Below are 23255 nucleotides of genomic sequence, written 5' to 3'. Positions count from 1 at the left end.
GGAGCCGCCATGCAAGAGCACACCTTCCCCACCTATTTCCTGTCGCACGGCGGTGGCCCGTGGCCGTTCATGAAAGACCAGTTCGGCGGCCGCTACGACGTGCTCGAAGCATCGTTGCAGGATATCCCGCGCCAGATCGGCGCGCGCCCGAAAGCCGTGCTGGTCGTGACGGCGCATTGGGAAGGGCCGCAGTTTCTCGTCTCGGCCAGCTCCAAGCCGGGCATGATCTACGATTATTCGGGCTTTCCGCCGCACACCTATCAAATCCAGTACCCGGCGCCGGGCGCGCCGGAGCTGGCGGCGCAGGTAAAACAGTTGCTCGATGCGGCCGGCCACCCGGCGCGCCTCGACCACGAGCGCGGCTTCGACCACGGCACCTTCAGCGCCCTGTTCCCCATCTATCCACAGGCGGACGTGCCGCTGGTGCAGCTGTCGCTGAAACACGGCTACGATCCGCTCACGCACGTCGAAGTGGGCCGCGCGCTGGCCGGCCTGCGCCGACAAGGCGTGCTGATCGTCGGCAGCGGCCTGAGTTACCATAACCTGCGCCAGTTCGGCCAGGCGGGCGCCGTCGCCTCGCACCAGTTCGACGCCTGGCTGCGCCAGACGATGGCCTTGCCGCCACAGCAGCGGCTGGAACAGTTGCTGGCCTGGGACCGGGCGCCGGGCGCGCGCCAGGCCCACCCGCAGGAAGACCATCTGCTGCCGCTGATGGTGGCGCTCGGCGCGGCAGAGCAGGAAGCGGCGCAGGTCGTGTATCACGAAGAGGATTTCTTTGGGGCGCTGGCGGTGACCAGTTTCAGATTCGGATAACCCGCCAGCGCAGAAAAAAAGCGCCGCGACAGTGATGTCGCGGCGCTTTTTACATGGAGGGTATAACTTGAATCAGGTGCCGCGCTTGCCCCGCGCCGCATTCTTCGCCTTTTCGGCGGCAATTTCCGCTGCCTTGGCCGCTTTTTCCGCCATCTCGGCCGCGTGCTGGGCCATCAGGGCCGCGCGCGTGTCCGGCGTTTCCAGCGAGATGCGCCCGAGGATGCCGCTGCGGTAGTCGAGCAGCAGGGTGTGCGAGGCTTTCTCGAAATCGTAGTCGCCGCCCTTGATGCGGAAGCCGCGCTTGGCGGCGATGCCCTCGACCACGCCGATGGCATCGACTTCGCCGATCTTGGTGCCGTAGCGGGTTGCCAGCAAGTCCGGGTAGCGCTTGAGCAATTCCTCGGCCAGAAACACGGCCACTTCCTCTTCGATCAGCGCGTTCGAGCCGATGGCGTGGCTGGCCGCCAGCATCAGGCCGTCGCTGGGGATGGCGATCTTCGGCCACAGCATGCCGGGCGTATCGACGAGGATGGTGTTCTTGTCCAGGTACAGCTTTTGCTGCATTTTCGTCACGGCCGGCTCGTCGCCCACCTTGGCCACGCGTTTTTTCAAGAGCGCGTTCATCAGGGTCGACTTGCCCACGTTGGGGATGCCCATGATCATGATGCGCAGCGGCTTGGTCGGCACGCCACGGTGCGGCGCCAGCGACTTGGCAAGGTCCGGGATGCGCGCCACGTCGCCCGGCTTCTTGGTCGTCATCGCATACGCGGTCACGCCTTCCTGTGCATTAAAGTACGCCACCCAGGCGGCGGTCGCGGCAGGATCGGCCAGGTCTGTCTTGTTGAGGATTTTCAGGCAAGGGCGCTGGCGGAACAGGCGCAGCTCGTCCACCATGGGATTGCAGCTGGCTGCCGGCAGGCGCGCGTCCACCACTTCAATCACCAGATCGGTGTTTTCCATGGTCTCGGCCGCTTTCTTGCGGGCCGCGTTCATGTGTCCTGGGTACCATTGTATCGCCATGCTCTTGCTTTCAAAATCGTTCGGTCAATCCGCTATTTTACGTGGTTGCCGCCGCGACGTCCCATTTTCCGCCGCCAGCGCCAGCCGTGCGACGCGAACGAGACAATTGGTGATAATTTAGCAGTTACACGAATGATAATATCCGCAGTCCGTCCAGCCTGGCCGGTTTCCCCATTGCAAGCACAACCTGGCACGCCTTCCATGCATCTTCCCCGTTTTTTTCTCCTCGCCCCCCTTTGCGCCTGCCTGCTGCCCGCCATGGCCCAGGAACAGCCGGCGGGGCCAGGCGACGCAGCGAACCAGGAAATGCAGCAGATTGTCGATGTGCAAGGCACGCGCGACCCCGACCTGCGCCCCTACCGCACCATGCTCAAGGGACTCGATGCGTATGCCGACCACCAGCGCCTGGCGCCTGGCGCGCCGCTGCGCTTCATGCTGATCCCCGCCACGCCGAAGGCCAGGCTCGAAGGCGTGACCCTGCACCTGTCGGCCGACAACCTGTCCATCCCCGTGCCGCTGGCGGCGGACGGCGGTTTCACCTTGACGCGCGACAAGACCGCCTACGATGCGAATGCCGACCTAGTCAGCAACAAGAAGCGCGACACCGTGCGCTGGCGCGCCGACATCCACACGCCGGGCCTGCCCCAGAACGTGCGCCGCCTGGGCGACCTGCGCTTGGAATGCGAAATCCGCTGGGCCGTCGAGCAGGATGATCTGCCGTTTGTGCGGCGCAACCTGTTCCGCCTGGCGGGCGGACCGTGCCACTCGTCGCTGATCCACGTGCCGTTTCCCGTGTTCCGCAAGCTGCTTGCCGTGCAGGCGCGCTCGGGCGAGCGCACGCTGGACATCCGCGTCACGGAAGACCGCCAGCGCTACGTGCCGCCACTGCATGACGCGAACTGGGACGACAATACCCTGCTGACCCTGACTTACGCCGACGACGAAAAAATGGCCGGAGCCGCCCCTGCGGCGCCGTTGAGGGCAGCGCAGCAGCAATGATGCGCAGCGGGGAAGCCAGGTCAAGTATTTCCACAAGGATTTTTTTATTTACTGAGAGTAATAAAAAAGTGTGCTCTAATATCGCCTCTTAAATGAAAAGCAATTATTTCCAGGCTGGCTAGCGCCAGGTGCAGGGAGATAGGCGATGGGGATAGTTCGATATGATGAAGGAAGACACTGGCAAGGCGCCCGAGCGCGTGCCGCGCAATGACTGGAAGAAGGAATGCCGGCAATTGCAGGGGCAAGTGGCGCAGCTGGAAGAGCGATTGAAACGCCAGAGCGCCGACAGCTATGGCTTGCAAATGCTGTACGACCAATTGGTCAATGAAATCAAGCACCACCGCGACATGTTGCAGCTCGACAGTTTTGATGCGGATAAATCATCGCACGTCTACACGCAAGCCTGGCACCGCTTCATGGCCGGCGATGCGCTCGACTACCAGACCCACCGCCACACGAACTCCGGCAGCCGTCCCACCTTGCTGTAGTGAAAACTGCGCCGTTACAGTTCCGCCAGCGCCTTCACGTGCGCCGCCACGCTGCGGCCCAGGGACGACAGGTTGTAGCCCCCTTCCAGGCAGCTGACGATGCGGCCCTTGCCATATTGATTGGCCACGGCCATCATCTGCTGCGTCAGCCACGTGTAGTCGGCCTCCACCAGGCCCATGCCGCCCACGTCGTCTTCGCGGTGGGCGTCGAAACCGGCGGAAATGAAAATCATCTGCGGCTGCTGCCGGTGCAGCGCGGGCAGCCAGTGGTCGAGCACCAGCTGGCGCACGACGTCGCCCTTCGAGCGGGCCGGCACGGGCACGTTGACGCGCGTGTCCGTGTAGGACTCGACATCGCTGTACGGATAGAACGGGTGCTGGAAAAAACTCACCATCAGGATGCGCGGATCGTGCGCCACGGATTCGGCCGTGCCATTGCCATGGTGCACGTCGAAATCGACGATGGCGACGCGCTCGAGGCCCCGCACGTCGAGCGCATGCTTGGCGGCGATGGCGACATTATTGAACAGGCAAAAACCCATGGGTTCGCTGGGCCGCGCATGGTGGCCGGGCGGGCGGATCGCGCAGAAGGCGTTGCTGATCTCGCCATCGATGACGGCGTCCGTGGCGGCCACGGCCGAGCCAGCCGCGGCCAGCGCCGCTTCGTAGCTGTGCGCGTTGAGCAGGGTGTCGCCGTCGAGCGGATAGTAATCGCCCTCGGGCGGCACATTGTCGCGCACCAGGCCGATGGCCGTGGCGCTGTGGTTGCGCTCGATATCGGACAATTGCGCGCGCACGCCGTCGCGGTGCTCGACCAGGTCGCTGATGTGCGCGAGGATCAATTGATCATTGATGGCCTGCAAGCGGGCCGGCGATTCTGGGTGCCAGTCGCCCATTTCATGGCGCTGGCAATCGGGATGGGTATAAATGGCTGTGCTCATGCGCTGTACTGGTTACCTCTGTCTCTGTCCATTCTCCGGGAACACTGCATGGCATTCCTGTTCGCCCTGCGCGTTCTCGCATAAAATCACTGGCTGGTCTGTGCCGCCGTCGCTGCCTCTCTAATCTACCACGTGCGCGCAACGGGCGGGCGGCACGGTTTGACCTGGCCAAAGCGATTGTAAATTAAATAATCCGACTTACTGTGATAGAAATAGCATGTTTTCGAAAATACACCAGGCCGCACAGCAGATCGGCGAAGTTCTCGTCGGCAAACACTTGCAGATCCGCCAGACCCTCGCCTGCGTGCTGGCCGGCGGCCACCTGCTGATCGAAGACGTGCCCGGCGTGGGCAAGACAACCCTGGCCCATGCGCTGGCCATCTCGCTGGGCCTGCAATGGAAGCGACAGCAATTTACCAGCGACCTGCTGCCCGCCGACGTGGCCGGCATGAGCGTGTATGACCGGGGCAGCGGCAGCTTCCTCTTTCATCCCGGCCCCCTGTTCACGCAAGTGCTGCTGGCCGACGAGATCAACCGCGCCACGCCGAAGACGCAATCGGGCTTGCTCGAAGCGATGGAGGAGCGGCAAGTGACGCTCGACGGCGTCACGCATGCGCTGCCGCAGCCGTTTTTCGTCATCGCCACGCAGAACTGCGCGCACCAGCTGGGCACCTTCCCCCTGCCCGAATCGCAGCTCGACCGTTTTCTCATGTGCGTCACCTTGGGCTACCCCGATGCGGCCGCCGAACGGGCGCTGCTGCTGGGCGCCGACCGCCGCGCCATGCTGCAAACCTTGCCGGCCGTCATGAACGCGGAAGAATTGCTGCAGGCGCAAGCGGGCCTGCGCGCCATCCACGCCTCGGCCGCCGTCGTCGACTACGTGCTGGCCCTCGTGCATGCCACGCGCGCGCCGGGCGTGTTTGCCGATGGCCTCAGCCCGCGCGCCGCGCTAGCCCTGCTGCAGGCGGCGCGCGCCTGGGCCGCCCTGGCCGGACGCGACCACGTCACGCCCGACGATGTGCAAGCCGTGCTGCTGCCCGTCTGCGCCCACCGCCTGCATGCGGCGCAAGGGTCCGTGGACAGCCGCGCGCTGCTGCAGCACATGCTGTTGAGCATTCCCGTCTGACCGGCATGCGCTGGCGCAATATCTCTTGGCTGCCGGCGCGCCCCTGGCTGGGTACGCAGCGCGTGCACATCCGCCCTTCGCGCGCGGGCCTGGCGTTTGCCGCGCTGCTGCTGGCGCTGTGGATCGCCGCCGTCAATTACCGCCTGGGCCTCGGTTATGCGCTCGCGTATTTCGCCGCCGCCTGCGCCATCGCCGACATGCTGTTTACAAGCCGCAACCTGGCGGGCCTGGCACTGGCTGCCACGCCGGACAGCCCCGTGTTCGCGGGCAGCCACGCCTCGTTCACCTTGCGTCTGATCAACCGCAGCGCGCGCCCGCGCCATGCGATCCACCTGGCCGCGAGCGATTCGCCGGCAGCGCCCAGCCTGGCCGACATCGCCGCCCACGGCGAAACGGCCGTCAGCATCGTCGTGGCGGCGCGGCAACGCGGCTGGCTCATTGCGCCTCCCGTGCGCCTGTCCGGCAGTTTTCCGCTGGGCCTGTTTGTTGCCTGGTGCCACTGGCAACCGGATGCGCGCGTGCTCGTATATCCGCAGCCCGAGCACAACGCGCCGCCGCTGCCCTTGCCTGCCGGCACGGCACAACAGGCACGGCAGCCAGACTCGCCCGGCGGCGCCCTGGAACTGGCCGGCGTGCGCGCCTACCAGCCCGGCGACCCTTTGCACCGCCTGGCCTGGCGCCAGATCGCGCGCCATGACGGCGAGCATGTATTCAGCAAACAATTCCAGCCTGGCGCCGACGCGCCGGCGGGCGCGTCCCGTGGCAATCTCATGCTCGATGACGCCGCCCTGCACGCGCTGACGCCGGAAGCGCGTCTGTCGCGCCTGGCCGCCTGGGTGCTGCAGGCCGAACGCACGGGTTTGCCGTACGGCTTGCGCCTGGGCGCGCTGACGCTAACGCCGGCCCTGGGTGCCAGCCAGCGCGACGCCTGTTTGCGCGCGCTGGCCCTGCACGATCTGCCACAGCATGAGGCCATGGCATGAGGCAATGGCTGGCCACGTTGCCGCGCGACAAGGCGGACATTGTGCTGTTGCTGCTGGCCGCCGCCATGGTGCTGGCGCCGCACGCGCTGCACCTGCCCCCGTGGCTGTCGGCGGCAAGCGCCGCCCTGCTGCTGTGGCGCGCCGTGATCACCGTGCGGGGCCGGCGCCAGCCGCCGCTAACCCTGCTCGCGCCGCTGGCTTTGCTGGGCATCGCCGGCGTCTACGCCAGCTATGGCACTGTGCTGGGACGCGATCCCGGCGTGGCCCTGCTGGCCTTGCTGCTCGCCTTGAAATCGCTGGAAATGCATGGCCGGCGCGACATCTTCGTCTTCGTCTTCCTCAGTTTTTTCCTCCTGCTGGCGAACTTTTTCCATGCGCAAGGCATCCTCAGCGCGGCCTGGATGCTGGCCACCGTCATCGTCCTGCTGGCCGCCCTGCTGTCGGCCCAGTACGGCGCCGTGCAACCGCGCCTGGCGCAACGGTTAAGTTTGCTGGGACGCATGCTGGCGCTGGCCCTTCCCCTGTCGGCCGTGATGTTTCTTGCCGTGCCGCGCGTCGACGGCCCCTTGTGGGGCGCTGGGCCAGAAGACGCCCAGGCGCGCACGGGCTTGTCCGACAGCATGCAGCCGGGCGCCATCGCCTCGCTGGCCCTGTCAAGCGACCCCGTCTTCACGGCCCGTTTCAGCACGCCGCTCCCGCCGCAAGACCAGCTGTACTGGCGCGGCGTGGTGCTGGGCGACTTCGACGGCGCCACCTGGACGCGCCGGGGCGCGAAGGGCCGCGCGCCAGCCAGCGACAGCCGCATCGACATCGCGCTGGAAGGCCAGCCCAGCCAATACGAGGTGACCTTGCAGGCGAGCGGCCAGCGGCGCATCTTCGCGCTTGACGTGCCGCGCAGCATCGAACGCTTGCCCGGCAACCCGTATGTCGTCTCGTCCGCGCTGGAAGTGCTGACCATCCAGCCCATTACTTCGACCGTGCGTTACCGCGTCAGTTCCCAGCCCCGCTACCGGCTGCAGGCCGGCTTGCCAGCCGCGCAGCAACAGCCATGGCTGGCCTTACCCGCTGGCAGCAATCCGCGCAGCGTGGCCTGGGCCCGCGCCCTGCGCGGCAGCGGCGCGCACGCGCTGGCCCCCACCGATGCCGTCGCCGCCGTGCTCGAGCATTTCCGCCGCGCGCCTTTCCGCTACACCCTGCAGCCGCCGCTGCTGGGCAAGCATGGCGTCGACGACTTCCTGTTTCGCACGCAGGCGGGCTTTTGCGAACATTACGCGGGCAGCTTTGTCGTGCTGATGCGCGCCATGGGCATCCCCGCGCGCGTCGTCACCGGCTACCAGGGCGGCCAGCGCAACGATACGGACAACAGTGTGAGCGTGCGCCAGTCCGACGCCCATGCCTGGAGCGAAGTGTGGCTGGCGGGCCGGGGCTGGGTGCGCATCGATCCCACCGGCGCCGTCGCGCCCCTGCGCACGCAGCGCAACCTCGATGCCGCCCTGCCGCCGCCCCCGTCGCCGCTGACGGCATGGCGCGCCTTGGCCGGCCTCAATGGCGGCGCGCGCGGTGCCTTTGCCGCGTGGCGCCAGCAATGGCAGAAGGCCGAGCACGCGTGGAACAGCTGGGTGCTCGATACCACGCCGCAGCGCCAGCGCGCCATGCTTGAACACTTGAAAAACTTGCCAGCGAAGAAGCTGGCATTCGCTTGCGCCGTGCTGGCCCTGCTGTCCGCCGTGGCCGGTGGACTGGTCTGGTGGCGGCAGGCGCGGCAAGGCGATCCGCTCGACCGCCTGTACGCGCAGTTTTGCCGCCAGCAGGCGCGGCGCGGCTACAGCCGTGCGCCGCATGAAGGCCCGCACGGTTATGCTGCCAGGCTGGCCGCGGGCCAGGCCACACAAGAGGCGCACGCCGCCATCGCAGAGTTTCTGGCAATCTATGCCGCGATGAAGTATGGTAATGCCAACCCAGACGAACAATTGCGCGCGCGGCGCAGCTTGCGCCGCCTGTTAACCCAATGCCGATGAGACGCTCCTTGTTACCGATCAAAACCTCCGCCCTGTCCCTGCTCCTCTCCCTTCCCCTGTGCCTGTCCATCGCGCACGCTGGCGAAAACAGCCATATTTCGGCCGCCGACCGTGCCCGTGCCATGCGCGCGGCCAAGGCACCGCCCGCCAAGGCGGCAGCCAAAAAAGCACCGGCAAAATTCGACTTCGAAGGCGAATTCGTCGACTATGCCAACTGGAAAGAGGTCCGCGCCTTCCTCGATGAAATGTCCGCCAAGCATGGCTTTGACCGCGCCGAACTCGATACCCTGATCGGCAAGGTGCGCTATGTCGAGTCGACCGTGCAGCTGATGAAGCCGGCCCCGCCCGGCAAGCCGAAGAACTGGCAAGCGTACAGCGCCCGCTTCATCGAACCGGTGCGCATCAATGCGGGCGTGAAATTCTGGGAAGAGAATGCGGAAGCGCTGGCGCGCGCCGAACGCGAATATGGCGTGCCGGCCGAGATCATCGTCGGCATCATCGGCGTGGAAACCGTGTACGGACGCAATACGGGCCGTTTCCGCGTGCTCGACGCGCTGACCACCCTGGCGTTTTCCTATCCTGAAAGCCCGACGCGGGCCGCGCGCATGGAATTTTTCAAGGGCGAGCTGGAAAACGCGCTGCTGTACGCGCGCAAGGATGGCATCGATCCATTGACCCTGCTCGGCTCGTATGCGGGCGCCATTGGCTTGCCGCAATTCATGCCCAGCAGCATCATGAAATATGCGGTGGACTTCGATGGCGATAGTCATATCGACTTGCGCAATTCCACGGCCGACGCCATCGGCAGCGTCGCGCATTTCCTCGTCGAACATGGCTGGCGCCGCGACGACCCGGCCATCAGCACGTATCCCGTCACCGTCTCGGCCAGCCGCACGTGGGAAAAGTTCGTCGGCCAGGGCTTGCAGGCCAAGTACCGGCTGGCGGAATTGCAGGAGGCCGGCGTGAGTGCGGCCCCGTCCACACCCCAGAACATGTTGTTCGGCCTGATCGACTTACAAAATGGTTCAGAAGCAACTGAGTATCACTTGGCAACCAATAACTTCTTTGCTATAACTCAGTACAACAGAAGTTATTTTTATGCCATGTCGGTCATCGACCTGGGCAAGGCCATCAGTCAAGTGCGCGCACGCTAACCGAAAGTCAGTGTAAAGTTATAATATTACTTGTAAGAAAGCGTAAGGGATGTTGAAGCGGCCAACAAACACGTCTATGGTAGGGCCGATAACAAGTGCCAGCCTCGCTCGCCAGCCTTTGTGCGGCACGGGATGCAGTAATGGTTTTATACTTAACTTTTGTCAAAGTACAATTTTTGTTCTATCATAGAGCATAATAAAGAATAAATAGGTGTTGCAACTAGACAACGCCGATTCTGTACAAAGCAAGATTATCGGGCTTTCCAGCTTGAAATTGAATCCTGTTGTACAATTGTGTATATATCATGAAAAACTGTCTCCCGGATCGTACCGTGTGTGAATTCGTTCCTTTTAGTAAAGAATGAACATGAACGCAGCAAGAGCGAGCTCCGAGTGTTTTTTACTTTGCAGTGCAACTACAGAAGGAACAACAACATCATGACAAACCAAGTCGGCATTGATATGAACAGCGATTCGGACTCCGACGATCTGCTTCAGTACAACCCAAACAGACTGCTCGATACCCTGATCGAAAACCTGCGCCTGAAAAACGACGCAGCCTTGTCCCGCGCGCTGGAAGTGGCGCCGCCGGTCATCAGCAAAATCCGCCACCACCGCCTGCCGGTCGGCGCATCGCTGCTGATCCGCATGCACGAAGTCAGCGACCTGAGCATCCGCGACCTGCGTTACCTGATGGGTGACCGTCGTAACAAATTCCGTATCAGCGACAAGCAATTCAAGCCTAAAGAAGGCGAAACACCACAAGGCTGATCCTGCCAGTTTCGCAGGTTTTCCCTCCCCGCCATGGGGAGGGGGTATTTCCAGCAGTTCTCAGGCCGTTCCGGCCGATATTATTTTCCCGTATCAACTATCAAGCAGGAAAGACACCGGTCGAGAGATAACGGTCGCCGCGGTCGCACACGACGAACACGATCGTCGCGTTTTCCACCGTCTGCGAGATGCGCAGCGCGATTTCGCACGCGCCGGCTGCCGAGATGCCGCAGAACAAGCCCTCTTCCGCCGCCAGGCTGCGCGCCATGCGCTCGGCCACGCCCTGACTCACGTATTCCACCTGGTCGACGCGCGACTTGTCGTAGATTTTCGGCAGATAGGCTTCCGGCCACTTGCGGATGCCGGGAATCTGCGAACCTTCCTCGGGCTGGGCACCGATGATCTGGATGGCGGGATTCTGCTCCTTCAAATAGCGCGACACGCCCATGATGGTACCCGTCGTGCCCATGGCGCTGACGAAGTGCGTGACTTGTCCATTCGTATCGCGCCAGATTTCCGGCCCCGTCGTTTCATAGTGAGCGCGCGAATTGTCTTCGTTGGCGAACTGGTCGAGGATGATGCCGCGGCCATCCTTTTGCATCTGCTCGGCCAGGTCGCGCGCATATTCCATGCCGCCCGTCTTCGGCGTCAATAAAATGTCGGCGCCGTAGGCGGCCATGCTCTGGCGGCGCTCCACGCTGAGGTTGTCGGGCATCAAGAGCAACATCTTGTAGCCGCGCAAGGCGGCGGCCATGGCCAGCGCGATGCCCGTATTGCCGCTGGTCGCCTCGATCAAGGTATCGCCCGGCTTGATGACGCCGCGCTCTTCAGCGCGCTTGAGCATGGACATGGCGGCGCGGTCCTTCACGGAGCCTGCCGGATTGTTGCCTTCCAGCTTGCCCAGGATGACATTGTTGCGCGCAAGCGCATCGGCACCCGGCAAGCGCGTCAGCTGCACCAGCGGGGTATTGCCTATCGTATCTTCAAGTGTCTTGTAAGCCATCGTGTCTGTTTGAGTAGATTCAACAAAGACCCATTCTAATATGAGATGCTGGACGGCGTATCGCTCATCGGCGGCCGCTTCCGGGCCCGCGTATGCATGCGGCAGCGCCGCGACACGCCGCATGGCGCCTGCCGCCCCGCCATTTCCGGGCGTGCGCAAAGGGTATTGCGGCAGGCGCGCGCCGCATGCGCTAGACTCGTCACTGTTAGTTATTTTTGTTATTTGCTTATTCAGCCTCCGAACGGACTCGCCATGGCCAGCAGCACACCCGAATTCATTCCCGAAACGACGCAGGACGATCCCGTCCAGTTCGCCACGCTCGACTTGCAGGGCCGCAGCCACCAGATCTCGCCCGTCTTCAATGCGCTCGAACTGCAGCGCTTGCAGCGCTACGGCACGCGGCGGCGCTTTGCCGATGGCGAGACGCTGTTCGAGGCGGGCAGCAGCAGCTTCGGCATGCTGGTGATACTGTCCGGGCGGGTCAGCATCACGCGCCACGAAGTGCTGGGGCAGGCGTCCGTGCTGCGCGAAGTGGGCGTCGGCCACTTCATTGCCGAGGTGGCGCAATTGTCCGGCCGCCCCACCCTCGTCAACGGCAGCGCCGTGGGCGAGGTGGAATTGCTCGACATCAGTTCGGAATCCTTGCGCGCGCTGATCGTGGCCGAGGCGGAGATGGGCGAACGCATCGTGCGCGCCCTGATCCTGCGCCGCGTGGCACTGATCGAATCGAATTCGGGCGGTCCCGTGCTGGTGGGCCCGCGCGGCAATGGCAATCTGTTCCACCTGCAAAGCTTTTTATCGAGCAATGGCCATCCGCACACGGTGCTCGACCCGGCCACCGATGCGGCCGCCGCGGCGCTGGCCGGGCGCTACCAGCCCACGCCGCAGGATTGGCCGCTGGTGGTCTGTCCAGACGGCAAGATCATGAAAAATCCCGGCAATGCGGAACTGGGGCGCTGCCTGGGCATGCTGCCCGATTTATCCGGCGACAAACTCTTCGACGTGCTGGTGGTAGGCGCCGGTCCCGCCGGCCTGGCCACGGCCGTGTATGCGGCATCGGAAGGCTTATCGGTCCTGGCGCTCGAGCAGCGCGCGTACGGCGGCCAGGCGGGCGCCAGCGCGCGCATCGAAAACTACCTGGGTTTTCCTACCGGCATTTCCGGCCGCGCGCTGGCAGGGCGCGCCTATGTGCAGGCGCAAAAGTTCGGCGTCGAGATCGCCACGCCGGCCAGCGCCGCCAACCTGCTATGCGACAGCTGGCCCCTGCGCGTCAATCTGTGCGACGGCACGCAGGTGCGCGCCCGCACGGTGGTGCTGTCATGCGGCGCGCGCTACCGCCGCCCCTCGCTGGCCAACCTGAAAACGTATGAGGGACGGGGCGTGTATTACTGGGCCTCGCCCATCGAAGCCAAGCTGTGCCGGCAGGAAGAGATCATTTTAGTCGGCGGCGGCAACTCGGCCGGTCAGGCCGCCGTGTTCCTTTCCGGCCACGCCGCCAAGGTCCACATGGTGATCCGCGGCGAGGGACTGGCGGCCAGCATGTCGAGCTATTTGATCGAGCGCATCGCCGCCACGCCCAATATCACCTTGCACACGCACACGGAAATCATCGCCCTCGAAGGCGACGACGATGGCTTGACGGAGGTGCGCTGGCGCAACAACCAGACGGGCAAGGAGTGCGATTGCGCCGTGCGCCGCGTATTCCTGTTCGTGGGCGCCGATCCGAACACGGACTGGCTGCACGACTGCGCCGTGGCCGTCGACGAACAGGGTTTTATCCGCACGGGCTTCGACGTCACGCGCGCCGAATGCCGCGCCCATGGCCACGGCGTATATCCGCCGGACCTGCCCGACCGGGCCGCGCTGGAAACGAGCGTGCCGGGCGTGTTCGCCATCGGCGACGTGCGCGCCGGCTCCACCAAGCGCGTGGCTGCCGCCGTGGGCGAAGGCGCGGCGGTCGTTTCCCAGATTCACGGTTTTCTTGCGCGCCTGCCCGTCGGCTCGTGATCAGCGCAACGGCATGGGATATGTGGCCACGCTGACATTGCCGTCGCGATCGATGGCCTGGACGCCAAAGAAATAGTTGTCTTTCGATAGCTTGACCTTGGCCTCGGTGACATTGCCCACATCCTGCGCGCCCTGCCACTGGTCGGCCGTCGTGGCACGCCAGACGATGCGGTAGCCGGCCAGGTCCGGCTCCGTATTCGGCTGCCACAACAGCGTGGTGGCGTTTTCCAGCTGGGCCGTGCGGACCTGCACGCCGGCGGGCGCGGCCGGCGCCAGGGCCAGCGAAGCGAGCGCCGCCGCATTCACGCGCGCCACTTTCGCCACGTAGTCATAGTCGACGAATTGCGGCAGGTCGCCATACTGCAGGCCATTTTCCACGCGCACATCCTGGTGCTGGTGAGCAAAATCCTCGTGCGGTTCCGTGAAACGCAGCGCCGCGTAGCCTTGCGCCAGAAACGGCATATGGTCGCCGCCGCGCAGGTAGCGGTCGGCGCGCTGGATGACGTTGACCGTAAAGCCGGGCACGAAGCGCTCGCCCACCTGCTTCACATGGCGCGCCAGCTGGCGCGAAATGGAATCGTTTTCGCCGCCCGTCGCCACCAGGGCACGCACGCCGTCGCTCATCTCCTTGACGGCCGGGATACCCTCGGCAAACAGGCGCACCTGGCCGCCATCGACGCTGCCGTCGTCGGCGCGCGAACTGCCGATGATGTCATTATTGAGCATGCCGGCAATGTCGAGTTTATTCAACTTTGCCTGCTGCGCCCAATGGCCGGAACCCAACAAACCCTGTTCCTCGGCCGCCACGGCCATGAAGACGAGCGTGGCGTCGAACTGGTAGCGCGCCATCGCGCAAGCCATTTCGATCACGGCCGCCGTGCCGGACGCGTCATCGTTGGCGCCAGGCGCGTTGCCCTGCGCATCCATCACGTCGGTGGCGCGCGAGTCATAATGGCCGCTGACGACATAGATGCGGCCGGCCGACTGCGGCTGGCTGCCGGGCAGGGTCGCCACCACGTTGACGATTTCCGTCGGCCGCGCAATGCGTTTCGACACGGGCGCGATATGGCTGTCGAACGCCACCTGCAGCCGTCCGCCCGCCTGCGCGCCGCAGCGCTCCAGTTCCGCCTTGATCCAGCGCCGGGCCGCGCCGATGCCGCGCGTGTCGGACACGGTATCGGACATGGTGTGGCGCGTCTCGAAACTGACCAGCTTGCGCACATGCGCCTCGATGCGCTGCGGCGAGATGTCAGCCACCACTTGCCGTATCTGCTGCTGTGCCGGTTCGGCACCCGGTGCCGCCGCCACACTCGCCGACAGCATGGCTGCCGTCATTGCCGTCACAATCCGTACCATGCCGCCGTCTCCCGATCATTAACAAGTGATCATTCTCGCATTTTTGACGGCAGGCAAGGATGTTCCAGGCCGAAAATCGTGCATTGTAGAAACTGCTACAATCGGCCACTTCCCGTCCCGCTCACGAAAGCCATCCGCATGCGCCAGACCGCCCTCCATCCCGCACGCCGCAGCCCGCGCGCGCTCCGCTGACGGTGCGCCGCATGCTCGTCAAATTGCTGCTGCTGGCCACCTTGTTTGCCGTGCTCAGCATCGCTGCCCTGTACAGCTACGGGCGCTTCGCCGAACGCTCGCTGGGCGCGCCGGGAACGGCCTTGCCCGTGGCGACGGATGCCACCCTGCTCGACCGCGTACTGGCGCCGCAGCTGGCGCAACGGCCGGGCCAGAGCGGCACGGCCCTGATCGACGACAACCTGGAAGCGTTCGCCCTGCGCGCCCTGAGCGCGCGCGAAGCGGGCCGCAGCATCGACCTGCAGTACTACATCTGGCATAACGACGTCACGGGACGGCTGCTGGTGCGCGAACTGCTGCGCGCGGCCGACCGCGGCGTGCGCGTGCGGGTGCTGCTCGACGACATCAACGCACGGGGCCAGGATGCCGCCATCCTCGCGCTCGACAGCCATCCGCTGATCGACGTGCGCATCTTCAATCCGGGCCGCAACCGCGACGGCATCTGGTGGCGCGCCGTGGAAATGGCCTTGCGCGCCGTCAGCCTGAACCGGCGCATGCACAACAAGGCCTGGATCGTCGATGGCAGGGTCGCCCTGGTCGGCGGGCGCAATATCGGCGATGAATATTTTGATGCCGCCGAGCAAGTCAATTTCCAGGATGCCGACCTGCTGCTGGTGGGGCCCGCCGTGCGGCAGACGAGCGATATCTTCGACCGCTTCTGGAACAGCCGCGCCGTCCTCCCCATCCGCGCCTTGCACGTTGGCAAGGACGCCGGCGCGCCGGCATTACAGGCGGTGCGTGCGCGCCTCGATGCGCTCACGGGCGAAGTGGGCGCTTCGCCCTACCTGCGGCAGCTGACCGATGCGGGCCAGCTGCAAGCCCACCTGGACGGACGCCTGCGGCTGCACTGGAGCGCGCAGGTGAAAGTATTGTCGGACCCGCCGGAAAAAGCCGCGCCCGTAGCCGGTTTTCAGCGCAGCGAGCACTGGCTCATGCACAGCCTGTTGCCCCTGCTGACGGACGCGCGCGAGGAAGCGCTGCTGACTTCGCCCTACTTCGTGCCCGGCACGGCGCTGACGCAGACCCTGGGCGAAAAAGCCGCAGCCGGCGTCCAGGTCCAGGTGCTGACCAACTCGCTGGCCGCCACCGACGTGGCCCTCGTGCATGCGGGCTATGCGCGCTACCGCCAGGCGCTGCTCGGCGGCGGCGTCGCCCTGTTCGAATTGAAGACCCAGCACCGCAAGCGCATCAGCCTGATGGGCTCGAGCCGTGCCAGCCTGCATACCAAGGCCGTAGTGGTCGATGGCCAGCGGGGCTTCGTCGGCTCCTTCAACCTCGATCCCCGCTCGGCCCAGCTGAACACGGAGATGGGCGTGCTGTTCGACGATGCCGCGCTGGCGGCCGACATGCGCGCGCTGTTCCTGCATTCGACGGCGAGCGACACCAGCTATCGATTGTTCCTCGACAACGGCGCCCTGCGCTGGTCCGACGCCACCGAACAGCCCGCCAAAGTGTGGACGCACGATCCGGAGTCAGGCTTCTGGCGCCGCCTGCTGGTGTCCGTAATGCGCTGGCTGCCGATCGAGTCGCAGCTGTAGCCGCGCATGGCATGCAAAAACTTTAATCCCAATAAAATTGTTAATAGAGAATATTTATTGTTTTCAAGACATGGCAGATGCCGTTTTTCCAAACGCTGCTATAATCGCGTCAACGATGTCAACGGGACACCACCGCTGTCTCTGAAGCCCCCTTCTCGCCCCTTCCGCGATTGAATCCAACGTTGGCCAAAAAGCTCGCCGACAGACTGCAACACTACCCTGTCCTTTTTGGAGCTGTAAATGCGTAAAACATCCACCCTGCTGGGGCTGGCCGCCGCTGCCCTGTGCGCCACTGCCGCCCAGGCCGCCACGACCAACCTGGTCAAGAATCGCGATTTCGAACTGACCAGCAACGGCACCTCGAAACAATTGAACGAAAGCACGTATGCCCGTGGCGACCGCACCTACCTGACCGACTGGTCCAGCAAGGGCTATAACTTCGTCTTGAACGGCAACAACATCGACGACACCAACGCCGCGACGGCGCTGGCCTTGTGGGGACCAAATTCCTACAGCGGCCGCGGCCCGCAAAACGGCCTGGGCGTCAGCCCCACGGGCGGCAATGTGCTTGCCGCCGACTGGGATTATTTTCCTGGCCCCGTCACGCAGCAGGTGAGCGGCCTCGTCCCCGGCCAAGCCTACACCCTGAGCTTTTCGTACGGCGCTGGCCAGCAAGTGGGTTTCCGCGGCGATAATCCCGTCAATTACTGGGACGTCGCGCTGGGCAGCAGCAAGCAGCAAACGGCCTCCTTGGCCAATGTCAGCCAGGGCTTCACGGGCTGGCACCAGGCCAGCATGACCTTCACGGCCGCGAACAGCAGCGAATTGCTGTCGTTCATGGCCAAGGGCAGCCCGACGGGCGCGCCACCGTTCATGCTGCTCGACGGCGTGTCGCTGGTATCGGCCGTGCCGGAACCGTCGACCTGGGGCATGCTGATCGGCGGCCTGGGCTTGGTGGGTTTCATGACGCGCCGCCGCAAGACGGCCATGGCGGCCTGAGACGCCGACACTTGACCATTGCTTGATGGAATAAAATGAGCCTGCTGCACACCTTGCAAACCCATTTGCCCGGCATCGTCGTCGATGTCCTGCGCCTGAGCCTGTGGCTGGTGCTGCTGGCCGTCCTCTTCGTGCCGCTCGAGCGCTTCTTTGGCGAACGCCATGCGGGGCGCTCGCGCACGGAACTGTGGAGCGACCTGGGCTTTTATTTCATCAGCAGCCTGCTGCCGGCCGCCTTGCTGGCCGTGCCGCTGGCCCTGGTCGCCGTCGCTGGCCAGCGCTGGCTGCCGGACGCCATTCCCGCCACCTTGTCTATCCTGCCCCTGTGGGGCAAGCTCGTGCTGGGCATGCTGATCGGCGAAGTCGGCACTTACTGGGGGCATAGGCTCAGCCATGAAATTCCATGGCTGTGGCGCTACCACGCCGTACACCACAGCACGGAACAGCTGTATTTCCTCGCCAATACCCGCACCCATCCCGTCGACATGGTGGTCACGCGCCTGTTCGGCCTGACACCCCTGTATCTGCTGGGTCTGGCCGGCCCCGGTGTGGCAGGCAGCGCCGTACCCGCGCTGCTGTTGCTGATCGGTACCATCTGGGGCTTCTTCATCCACGCCAACCTGCGCTGGCGCTTCGGCCCGCTGGAATGGCTGGTCGCCACGCCCGCCTTCCACCATTGGCATCACAGCAAATTCGAACACATCAACCGCAACTACGCCTCGACCCTGCCCCTGCTGGACCGGCTGTTCGGCACATATCACCTGCCGCGCGCCTGGCCGGCCGAATGCGGCATCGAGGCTCCCATGCCAAAGACGCTGACGGGGCAATTGGCTGCGCCATTCCGGCACACCGGCAAGCGAGAAGTCCCGGCTGCAGAATAAAAAAACCCCGCGCGGCCGGTACCACGCGGGGTTTTCTTTTCGTGCTGCGCGGCACCACCACGCAACACGCCTTACAGCAACACGCTTACTTTTTCTCGGCTTCGGCCTTCTTCGCATCGGCCGCAGCCAGTTTTGCTTCCTTCTTCGCGGCCGCTTCCGCAGCCTTGGCTTCTTTCTTGGCGGCCGTTGCGGCCTTCTTCGCGGCAGCGGCTTCCTTCTTCGTTTCGGCAGCCGTTTTCACGGGAGCGGCATCGGCGGCAGCGGGGGCAGGCGCTGCGGCGGGCACTACCTTGGCGGCGGCAGCTTCTTTCTTGGCGGCAGCAGCGGCAGCCTTGGCTTCTTTCTTCGCGGCAGCAGCTTCTTTCTTCGTTTCAGCGGCGGTCTTGGCTGGCGCCACAGCGGTGTCGGTCGCAGCAGCTGGCTTCGGTGCGGCTTCTTTCGCTGCAACTTCCTTCACAGCAGCTTCCTTTTTTGCCGGGGCAGCTTTCGCCGCCGGCGCGGGAGCCGCCGGTGCGCCGGACTTGGCCTGGCCATTCACTTGCAAGCCCGCTTCCGACAGCTTCACGGAACTTTTCGGACCGATGCCCTTCACGCGGCTTTCGAAATCGGCCCAATCCTTGAAGGCGCCGCCCTTGGCACGCTCATCGACGATGGCTTTCGACGTGACTGGGCCGATGCCCTTGACGCTGTCGAGTGCCGCCTGGTCCGCCTTGTTGACGTCGACCTGGGCAAAGGCAAAGCCCATCGTCGCGATCAAGGTGGCGATGGCCAGCAGTATTTTTTTGAACATGGGTATCTCTCCGTGGTGTGGTTTCAAGATGACTCGAACGCAAGGGAAGAGCAGCGCCTTAACGGCTTTAACGGCTGTGGCGTGATACGGTTGACAAGACGGGACAGCGGAAGGACGGGAAAACCTGCGCCAGATCAAACGCTCCGGCGCAGGTGCTACAGCATGGTTACTGCGGGAACAGCTCGTCGCGGGTGACGGTGGCCGTGCCCAGCTTGCCGACGACGATGCCGCCGGCCCGGTTGGCCGTGCGCACGGCGTCGCCCAGGCCCATGCCGGCGCCCAGCATGGCCGCCATGGTGGCGATCACCGTGTCGCCGGCGCCCGAGACGTCGAACACTTCGCGCGCATCGGTGGGCATGTGCAGCACCTCGTCGGCCGTGTACAAGCTCATGCCCTCCTCGGAGCGGGTCAGCAGCAAGGCGTCCAGGCCCAGTTGCGCGCGCATCTGCTGCGCACGTTCCGTGAGCTGCTCTTCCGTGCTCCAGTTGCCGATCACGCGGCGCAGTTCCGACTTGTTCGGAGTGAGCACTGACGCTCCCGTATAGCGGCTAAAGTCATCGCCTTTCGGGTCGACCATGACGATCTTGCCGGCCGCCCGGGCCGCCTTGATCATCTCGGCCACGTTCACCAGGCTGCCCTTGGCGTAGTCCGACAGGACCACCACGTCGTAGTGCGGCAGCAGCGCATTGAATTGCGCCAGCTTGTCGCGCAGCACCGTATCGCTGGGCGCATCCTCGAAATCGATGCGCAGCATCTGCTGCTGGCGGCCGATCACGCGCAGCTTGATGATGGTGGAAATGGCCGCATCGCGCTGCAGATAGCTGTGGATGCCGCCGCCTTCGAGCAGGCGTTCGACCTGGCTGCCGGCCTCGTCGTCGCCGACCACGCCCAGCAAGCTCGTCTTCGCTCCCAGCGCGGCCGCGTTGCGCGCCACGTTGGCCGCGCCGCCCAGGCGCTCTTCGCGCTTCTCGATGCGCACGATGGGCACGGGCGCTTCCGGCGAAATACGGCTGACGTCGCCGAACCAGTAACGGTCCAGCATCACATCGCCCACCACCAGCAAGCGTACCTGGGCCAGCGCGGCCGGCGCCGTCAAGGCGACTACCTCCTGGGCGCTCATGCGCGCGTCAGGATCGAGCGACCGATCCCGTGGTATTCAATGCCGTTCTCGGCCATGACGGCCGGCTCGAACAGATTGCGTCCGTCAAAGATCACGGCCTGCTTCAGGCGCGCCTTGACCTGCTCGAAGTCGGGGCTGCGGAAGGCTTTCCATTCGGTCACGATGACCAGCGCATCGGCGTCCTGCAGCGCATCTTTCGGGCTATCGGCAAAACGCACCCTGGCCAATTGCTCCGGCGTCAAGTCCAGCTGCAGCACGCGGCGCGCCTCGGCCATGGCGACGGGGTCGTACACGGCCACCGTGGCGCCGCGTTCCAGCAAGTCGGCCAGCAGGACGCGGGCCGACGCTTCGCGCATGTCGTCCGTATTCGGCTTGAAGGCCAGGCCCCACACGGCGAAATGCCGGCCCGTCAGATCTTCGCCGAAGCGAGTGACCACTTTGCGTCCCAGCACCTGCTTCTGCTGGTCGTTGACGGCTTCGACGGCACGCAGGATCAGCAACTCCTGGCCGTAGCCGCGCGCCGTGCGCTCGAGCGCCTGCACGTCTTTCGGGAAGCAGGAACCGCCATAGCCGCAACCGGCATACAGGAAGCTGTGGCCGATGCGCGGGTCGGAACCGATGCCGTGGCGCACGGCTTCAATATCGACGCCCACCTTGTCGGCCAGATTCGCCAGTTCATTCATGAAGGAAATACGCGTGGCCAGCATGGCATTCGCCGCATATTTGGTGAATTCGGCCGAGCGCACATCCATCCAGTAGGTGCGCTCGTGGTTGCGGTTGAACGGCGCATACAGGCTTTTCAGCAATTCGCGCGCGCGCTCGCCTTCCGGCGTGGCATCGACGCCGATGACGATGCGGTCCGGGCGCATGAAGTCTTCGACGGCCGCGCCTTCCTTGAGGAATTCCGGATTCGACGCCACCGAGAACGTGGCGGCCACGCCGCGCGCGTCGAGTTCGCCCTGGATGGCGGCGCGCACTTTTTCAGCCGTGCCGACAGGCACGGTGGACTTGTCGACGATGACCTTGAAGTCCGTCATGTACTTGCCGATACCGCGCGCGGCGGCCAGCACGTATTGCAGGTCGGCCGAGCCGTCTTCATCGGGCGGCGTGCCGACGGCGATGAATTGCATCACGCCGTGCGCGGCGGCCGCTTCGACGTCGGTGGAAAAGGTCATGCGCCCGGCGGCGCGGTTACGCGCCACGACTTCTTCCAGACCAGGTTCATGGATGGGGATGCCGCCGCTGTTGAGCAAGGCTACCTTCTGTGCGTCCAGGTCGAGGCAAAAGACGTCGTTGCCCAGTTCCGCCAGGCAGGCGCCGGTCACGAGGCCTACATAGCCCGTGCCGATAATGGTGATTTTCATGGTTGTACCGTATGGATAAAAAGCAGGTCTTACATAGAAGTACACGCCACATTGCTCAGGGCAAGGTGACGTGTACGAATCAGTTCATTACATTGAGTTCTTCGGTGCGCCGCGGTGGATAGGTTTCCCACTTGTTGCAGCCAGGGCAGTGCCAGTAGAACTGGCGTGCCTTGAAGCCGCAGTGGCTGCACTGGTAGCGGGCCAGCTTCTGCGTATAGCCGTGCACGAGGTTTTTCACCATCGACAGCTCGGACCAGATGGCGGCCGGCGCATCCATCATGCGCGCCTCCAGCAGTTTGTCGAGGCCCAGCAGGGTCGGCGTGCGGCGCAGCTCGGCGCTGACCAGCTGCTTCGCCGCTTCCACGCCGTCGAGCTCGATGACGGCCTTGAAGACGACTTCGATCAGGTCGATCGACGACGCCTCTTCCAGGTAGGAACGCAGCAGGTTGACGCCTTCCTGCGCGCGGCCCACCTTGGTATAGCCATCCATCAGGCGCTGCGCCACCAGGGCCACGTGCGGCACGCTTTGCTGCTCCACGCGGCGCCAGGTGGTCAGCGCGCCCTCCACGTCGCCGCGCGCCAGCAGCACGTCGCCCGTCAGGATGGTGGCGCGCACGCTCTTGCGGTCCGTCTGCAAGGCTTTTTCCAGCAGCGGCATGGCGTCGTCCGGCTTCATGTGCACGAGCGCATCATGCGCCAGCTCGCAATAGAACTGGGCGATTTCCTTCTGGCGCGCGCCGGCGCCCGATTCCTGCAAGCCCACGGCCGCCTCGATGGCGCGTGGCCATTCCTTTTCGCGCTGGTAGATTTCCAGCAGCGCGCGGCGCGCCTGGGCCGCATATTGCGTGTCGACCAGGCTGTTGAAGGTTTCTTCGGCGCGGTCCAGCAAGCCTGCCTTCAGGTAATCCATGCCCAGCTCGTAGGCGGCATGGCCCTGCTGTTCCAGCGGCAAGTCCGGACGCGCCAGCAAGTTCTGGTGCACGCGGATGGCGCGCTCCGTTTCGCCGCGGCGGCGGAACAGGTTACCCAGCGCAAAGTGCATATCGGCCGATTCCGGGTCCAGCTTGACGACTTCGATGAAGGCGTCGATGGCCTTGTCGTGCTGTTCATTGAGCAGGAAATTCAAGCCCTTGAAGTAATTGCGCGGCAGGCTGCGCGATTCGGACACCAGTTGATGAATGTCCACGCGCGCGGCAATCCAGCCCAGCGCGAAAAACACCGGGATACCCAAGAGCCACCAGAGTTCAAAATCCATGCGATTGTTTTTATTCGAGTAAGAGAGATAGGAGCGACGGCGCCGCTTACTGCGCGCTCACGCTGTCCGGTTGCGGCTGGACATTGCTGGCCACGCCAACGGTCTGCAGCGCGGCAATGGTGGTTTTTTGCTTGCTCGCTTCGCGGCGGTGACGGAACACGGTTGGCGTCAGCGCCAATACGCCCAGGCTGGCGCCGGCGACAAAAAAGCCCAGCAGCATCAGGACCAGGGGGCCGCGAATTTCATAATTGAGGAAAACATGCAGGTCGACAACCTGCGCATTCTTCAGCGCAAAACTGAAGAACAGGACGAAAAGAACACAGCCAACGATGGTGGAGATGATTTTCATCGATACGCCCAGAAAGTACAAAAAATGCCGTATGGCACAACCTCGGAAT

Annotated in this window: 21 protein-coding genes; 12 read left to right on the top strand and 9 right to left on the bottom strand. The window is 64.3% G+C overall.

Annotated features, from left to right (window positions below; translation table 11 throughout):
* Positions 1 to 9 precede the first annotated feature (9 nt).
* Positions 10 to 813: a DODA-type extradiol aromatic ring-opening family dioxygenase gene (locus ACQ4WQ_RS18215; RefSeq protein WP_436498974.1), complete on the top strand. Its 804-nt coding sequence runs from the start codon at positions 10 to 12 to the stop codon at positions 811 to 813.
* A 72-nt stretch (positions 814 to 885) separates the two neighbouring features.
* Here ACQ4WQ_RS18215 and ylqF read toward each other — a convergent pair whose 3' ends face one another.
* A complete protein-coding gene (gene ylqF / locus ACQ4WQ_RS18210) occupies positions 886 to 1833 on the bottom strand; it encodes a ribosome biogenesis GTPase YlqF (protein ID WP_071650173.1) in 948 nt (315 codons plus the stop codon).
* A 201-nt stretch (positions 1834 to 2034) separates the two neighbouring features.
* On the opposite strand from ylqF, the gene ACQ4WQ_RS18205 reads away from it, so the two are divergent.
* A complete protein-coding gene (locus ACQ4WQ_RS18205) occupies positions 2035 to 2832 on the top strand; it encodes a hypothetical protein (RefSeq protein WP_436498972.1) in 798 nt (265 codons plus the stop codon).
* Positions 2833 to 2993: 161 nt separating this feature from the next.
* Positions 2994 to 3320 (top strand): hypothetical protein, encoded by a 327-nt coding sequence (locus tag ACQ4WQ_RS18200; RefSeq protein WP_326457613.1) that lies wholly within the window; start codon positions 2994 to 2996, stop codon positions 3318 to 3320.
* Between the two features lie 14 nt (positions 3321 to 3334).
* On the opposite strand, the gene ACQ4WQ_RS18195 is transcribed toward ACQ4WQ_RS18200, so the two are convergent.
* Positions 3335 to 4261, bottom strand: a complete 927-nt coding sequence (locus ACQ4WQ_RS18195) for a histone deacetylase family protein (protein WP_436498970.1) — start codon at positions 4259 to 4261, stop codon at positions 3335 to 3337.
* A 217-nt stretch (positions 4262 to 4478) separates the two neighbouring features.
* Between ACQ4WQ_RS18195 and ACQ4WQ_RS18190 the strand changes: the two genes are divergently transcribed.
* From ACQ4WQ_RS18190 to ACQ4WQ_RS18170, 5 genes are all read left to right on the top strand, one after another.
* Entirely contained in the window at positions 4479 to 5387 is a 909-nt protein-coding gene (locus ACQ4WQ_RS18190; RefSeq protein WP_436498968.1) for an AAA family ATPase, read from the top strand.
* A gap of 5 nt (positions 5388 to 5392) precedes the next feature.
* The gene (locus tag ACQ4WQ_RS18185; RefSeq protein ID WP_436498966.1) at positions 5393 to 6370 is read left to right on the top strand and encodes a DUF58 domain-containing protein; all 978 of its coding nucleotides are present in this window, start codon (positions 5393 to 5395) and stop codon (positions 6368 to 6370) included.
* Positions 6367 to 8388, top strand: coding sequence for a transglutaminase TgpA family protein (locus tag ACQ4WQ_RS18180; RefSeq protein WP_436498964.1), 2022 nt, complete (start codon positions 6367 to 6369; stop codon positions 8386 to 8388). Before ACQ4WQ_RS18185 ends, ACQ4WQ_RS18180 begins: the two co-directional genes overlap by 4 nt.
* Positions 8379 to 9542, top strand: a complete 1164-nt coding sequence (gene mltB, locus ACQ4WQ_RS18175; protein WP_436498962.1) for a lytic murein transglycosylase B — start codon at positions 8379 to 8381, stop codon at positions 9540 to 9542. The genes ACQ4WQ_RS18180 and mltB overlap by 10 nt, the downstream gene beginning before the upstream one ends.
* Before the next feature lie 438 nt (positions 9543 to 9980).
* Positions 9981 to 10313, top strand: coding sequence for a hypothetical protein (locus tag ACQ4WQ_RS18170; RefSeq protein ID WP_034751784.1), 333 nt, complete (start codon positions 9981 to 9983; stop codon positions 10311 to 10313).
* Between the two features lie 100 nt (positions 10314 to 10413).
* Here ACQ4WQ_RS18170 and cysM read toward each other — a convergent pair whose 3' ends face one another.
* Entirely contained in the window at positions 10414 to 11316 is a 903-nt protein-coding gene (cysM, locus tag ACQ4WQ_RS18165; protein WP_436498960.1) for a cysteine synthase CysM, read from the bottom strand.
* 252 nt (positions 11317 to 11568) lie between these two features.
* On the opposite strand from cysM, the gene ACQ4WQ_RS18160 reads away from it, so the two are divergent.
* On the top strand, positions 11569 to 13323 hold the full coding sequence (locus ACQ4WQ_RS18160) for an FAD-dependent oxidoreductase (protein WP_326457634.1): 1755 nt from the start codon (positions 11569 to 11571) through the stop codon (positions 13321 to 13323).
* On the opposite strand, the gene ACQ4WQ_RS18155 is transcribed toward ACQ4WQ_RS18160, so the two are convergent.
* Positions 13324 to 14646: a M20/M25/M40 family metallo-hydrolase gene (locus ACQ4WQ_RS18155; RefSeq protein ID WP_436498958.1), complete on the bottom strand. Its 1323-nt coding sequence runs from the start codon at positions 14644 to 14646 to the stop codon at positions 13324 to 13326.
* Positions 14647 to 14882: 236 nt separating this feature from the next.
* Here ACQ4WQ_RS18155 and ACQ4WQ_RS18150 point away from each other — a divergent pair, with 236 nt between their 5' ends.
* The 3 genes from ACQ4WQ_RS18150 (at position 14883) to ACQ4WQ_RS18140 (ending at position 18328) form a co-directional block, all read left to right on the top strand.
* Positions 14883 to 16448, top strand: a complete 1566-nt coding sequence (locus ACQ4WQ_RS18150; protein ID WP_436498956.1) for a phospholipase D family protein — start codon at positions 14883 to 14885, stop codon at positions 16446 to 16448.
* 240 nt (positions 16449 to 16688) lie between these two features.
* Entirely contained in the window at positions 16689 to 17447 is a 759-nt protein-coding gene (locus ACQ4WQ_RS18145; RefSeq protein WP_436498954.1) for a PEPxxWA-CTERM sorting domain-containing protein, read from the top strand.
* A gap of 35 nt (positions 17448 to 17482) precedes the next feature.
* Complete coding sequence (locus ACQ4WQ_RS18140) at positions 17483 to 18328, top strand: sterol desaturase family protein (protein ID WP_436498952.1); 846 nt, start codon at positions 17483 to 17485, stop codon at positions 18326 to 18328.
* 85 nt (positions 18329 to 18413) lie between these two features.
* Here ACQ4WQ_RS18140 and ACQ4WQ_RS18135 read toward each other — a convergent pair whose 3' ends face one another.
* From ACQ4WQ_RS18135 to ACQ4WQ_RS18115, 5 genes are all read right to left on the bottom strand, one after another.
* Positions 18414 to 19118 carry a ComEA family DNA-binding protein gene (locus tag ACQ4WQ_RS18135; RefSeq protein ID WP_436498950.1) on the bottom strand — a complete coding sequence of 235 codons (705 nt, stop codon included), beginning with the start codon at positions 19116 to 19118 and terminating at the stop codon, positions 18414 to 18416.
* A 166-nt stretch (positions 19119 to 19284) separates the two neighbouring features.
* A complete protein-coding gene (gene rfaE1 / locus ACQ4WQ_RS18130; RefSeq protein WP_326457640.1) occupies positions 19285 to 20238 on the bottom strand; it encodes a D-glycero-beta-D-manno-heptose-7-phosphate kinase in 954 nt (317 codons plus the stop codon).
* Positions 20235 to 21602 (bottom strand): UDP-glucose dehydrogenase family protein, encoded by a 1368-nt coding sequence (locus ACQ4WQ_RS18125; protein ID WP_436498948.1) that lies wholly within the window; start codon positions 21600 to 21602, stop codon positions 20235 to 20237. Before ACQ4WQ_RS18125 ends, rfaE1 begins: the two co-directional genes overlap by 4 nt.
* A 79-nt stretch (positions 21603 to 21681) precedes the next feature.
* Positions 21682 to 22857 carry a lipopolysaccharide assembly protein LapB gene (lapB, locus tag ACQ4WQ_RS18120; protein ID WP_034782020.1) on the bottom strand — a complete coding sequence of 392 codons (1176 nt, stop codon included), beginning with the start codon at positions 22855 to 22857 and terminating at the stop codon, positions 21682 to 21684.
* A gap of 46 nt (positions 22858 to 22903) precedes the next feature.
* Entirely contained in the window at positions 22904 to 23206 is a 303-nt protein-coding gene (locus ACQ4WQ_RS18115) for a LapA family protein (protein WP_077400759.1), read from the bottom strand.
* Positions 23207 to 23255 lie beyond the last annotated feature (49 nt).

This window comes from Janthinobacterium goodfellowi (assembly GCF_051380695.1).
In the GTDB taxonomy this organism is placed as follows: domain Bacteria; phylum Pseudomonadota; class Gammaproteobacteria; order Burkholderiales; family Burkholderiaceae_D; genus Janthinobacterium.
The sequence above is the reverse complement of the archived record's forward strand: the minus strand, read 5'-3'. Positions and strand labels throughout refer to the sequence as shown.

What these genes read in the sequence shown, in the direction of transcription:
- ACQ4WQ_RS18155 (WP_436498958.1), bottom strand. Translation starts at nt 14,646, where the DNA reads ATGCTGTCGGCGAGTGTGGCGGCGGCACCGGGTGCCGAACCGGCACAG.
- ACQ4WQ_RS18160 (WP_326457634.1), top strand. Translation starts at nt 11,569, where the DNA reads ATGGCCAGCAGCACACCCGAATTCATTCCCGAAACGACGCAGGACGAT.
- rfaE1 (WP_326457640.1), bottom strand. Translation starts at nt 20,238, where the DNA reads ATGAGCGCCCAGGAGGTAGTCGCCTTGACGGCGCCGGCCGCGCTGGCC.
- ACQ4WQ_RS18185 (WP_436498966.1), top strand. Translation starts at nt 5,393, where the DNA reads ATGCGCTGGCGCAATATCTCTTGGCTGCCGGCGCGCCCCTGGCTGGGT.
- cysM (WP_436498960.1), bottom strand. Translation starts at nt 11,316, where the DNA reads ATGGCTTACAAGACACTTGAAGATACGATAGGCAATACCCCGCTGGTG.
- ACQ4WQ_RS18115 (WP_077400759.1), bottom strand. Translation starts at nt 23,206, where the DNA reads ATGAAAATCATCTCCACCATCGTTGGCTGTGTTCTTTTCGTCCTGTTC.
- ACQ4WQ_RS18205 (WP_436498972.1), top strand. Translation starts at nt 2,035, where the DNA reads ATGCATCTTCCCCGTTTTTTTCTCCTCGCCCCCCTTTGCGCCTGCCTG.
- ACQ4WQ_RS18190 (WP_436498968.1), top strand. Translation starts at nt 4,479, where the DNA reads ATGTTTTCGAAAATACACCAGGCCGCACAGCAGATCGGCGAAGTTCTC.
- ACQ4WQ_RS18125 (WP_436498948.1), bottom strand. Translation starts at nt 21,602, where the DNA reads ATGAAAATCACCATTATCGGCACGGGCTATGTAGGCCTCGTGACCGGC.
- ACQ4WQ_RS18200 (WP_326457613.1), top strand. Translation starts at nt 2,994, where the DNA reads ATGATGAAGGAAGACACTGGCAAGGCGCCCGAGCGCGTGCCGCGCAAT.
- lapB (WP_034782020.1), bottom strand. Translation starts at nt 22,857, where the DNA reads ATGGATTTTGAACTCTGGTGGCTCTTGGGTATCCCGGTGTTTTTCGCG.
- ACQ4WQ_RS18135 (WP_436498950.1), bottom strand. Translation starts at nt 19,118, where the DNA reads ATGTTCAAAAAAATACTGCTGGCCATCGCCACCTTGATCGCGACGATG.
- ACQ4WQ_RS18180 (WP_436498964.1), top strand. Translation starts at nt 6,367, where the DNA reads ATGAGGCAATGGCTGGCCACGTTGCCGCGCGACAAGGCGGACATTGTG.
- mltB (WP_436498962.1), top strand. Translation starts at nt 8,379, where the DNA reads ATGCCGATGAGACGCTCCTTGTTACCGATCAAAACCTCCGCCCTGTCC.
- ACQ4WQ_RS18195 (WP_436498970.1), bottom strand. Translation starts at nt 4,261, where the DNA reads ATGAGCACAGCCATTTATACCCATCCCGATTGCCAGCGCCATGAAATG.
- ACQ4WQ_RS18215 (WP_436498974.1), top strand. Translation starts at nt 10, where the DNA reads ATGCAAGAGCACACCTTCCCCACCTATTTCCTGTCGCACGGCGGTGGC.
- ylqF (WP_071650173.1), bottom strand. Translation starts at nt 1,833, where the DNA reads ATGGCGATACAATGGTACCCAGGACACATGAACGCGGCCCGCAAGAAA.
- ACQ4WQ_RS18140 (WP_436498952.1), top strand. Translation starts at nt 17,483, where the DNA reads ATGAGCCTGCTGCACACCTTGCAAACCCATTTGCCCGGCATCGTCGTC.
- ACQ4WQ_RS18150 (WP_436498956.1), top strand. Translation starts at nt 14,883, where the DNA reads ATGCTCGTCAAATTGCTGCTGCTGGCCACCTTGTTTGCCGTGCTCAGC.
- ACQ4WQ_RS18170 (WP_034751784.1), top strand. Translation starts at nt 9,981, where the DNA reads ATGACAAACCAAGTCGGCATTGATATGAACAGCGATTCGGACTCCGAC.
- ACQ4WQ_RS18145 (WP_436498954.1), top strand. Translation starts at nt 16,689, where the DNA reads ATGCGTAAAACATCCACCCTGCTGGGGCTGGCCGCCGCTGCCCTGTGC.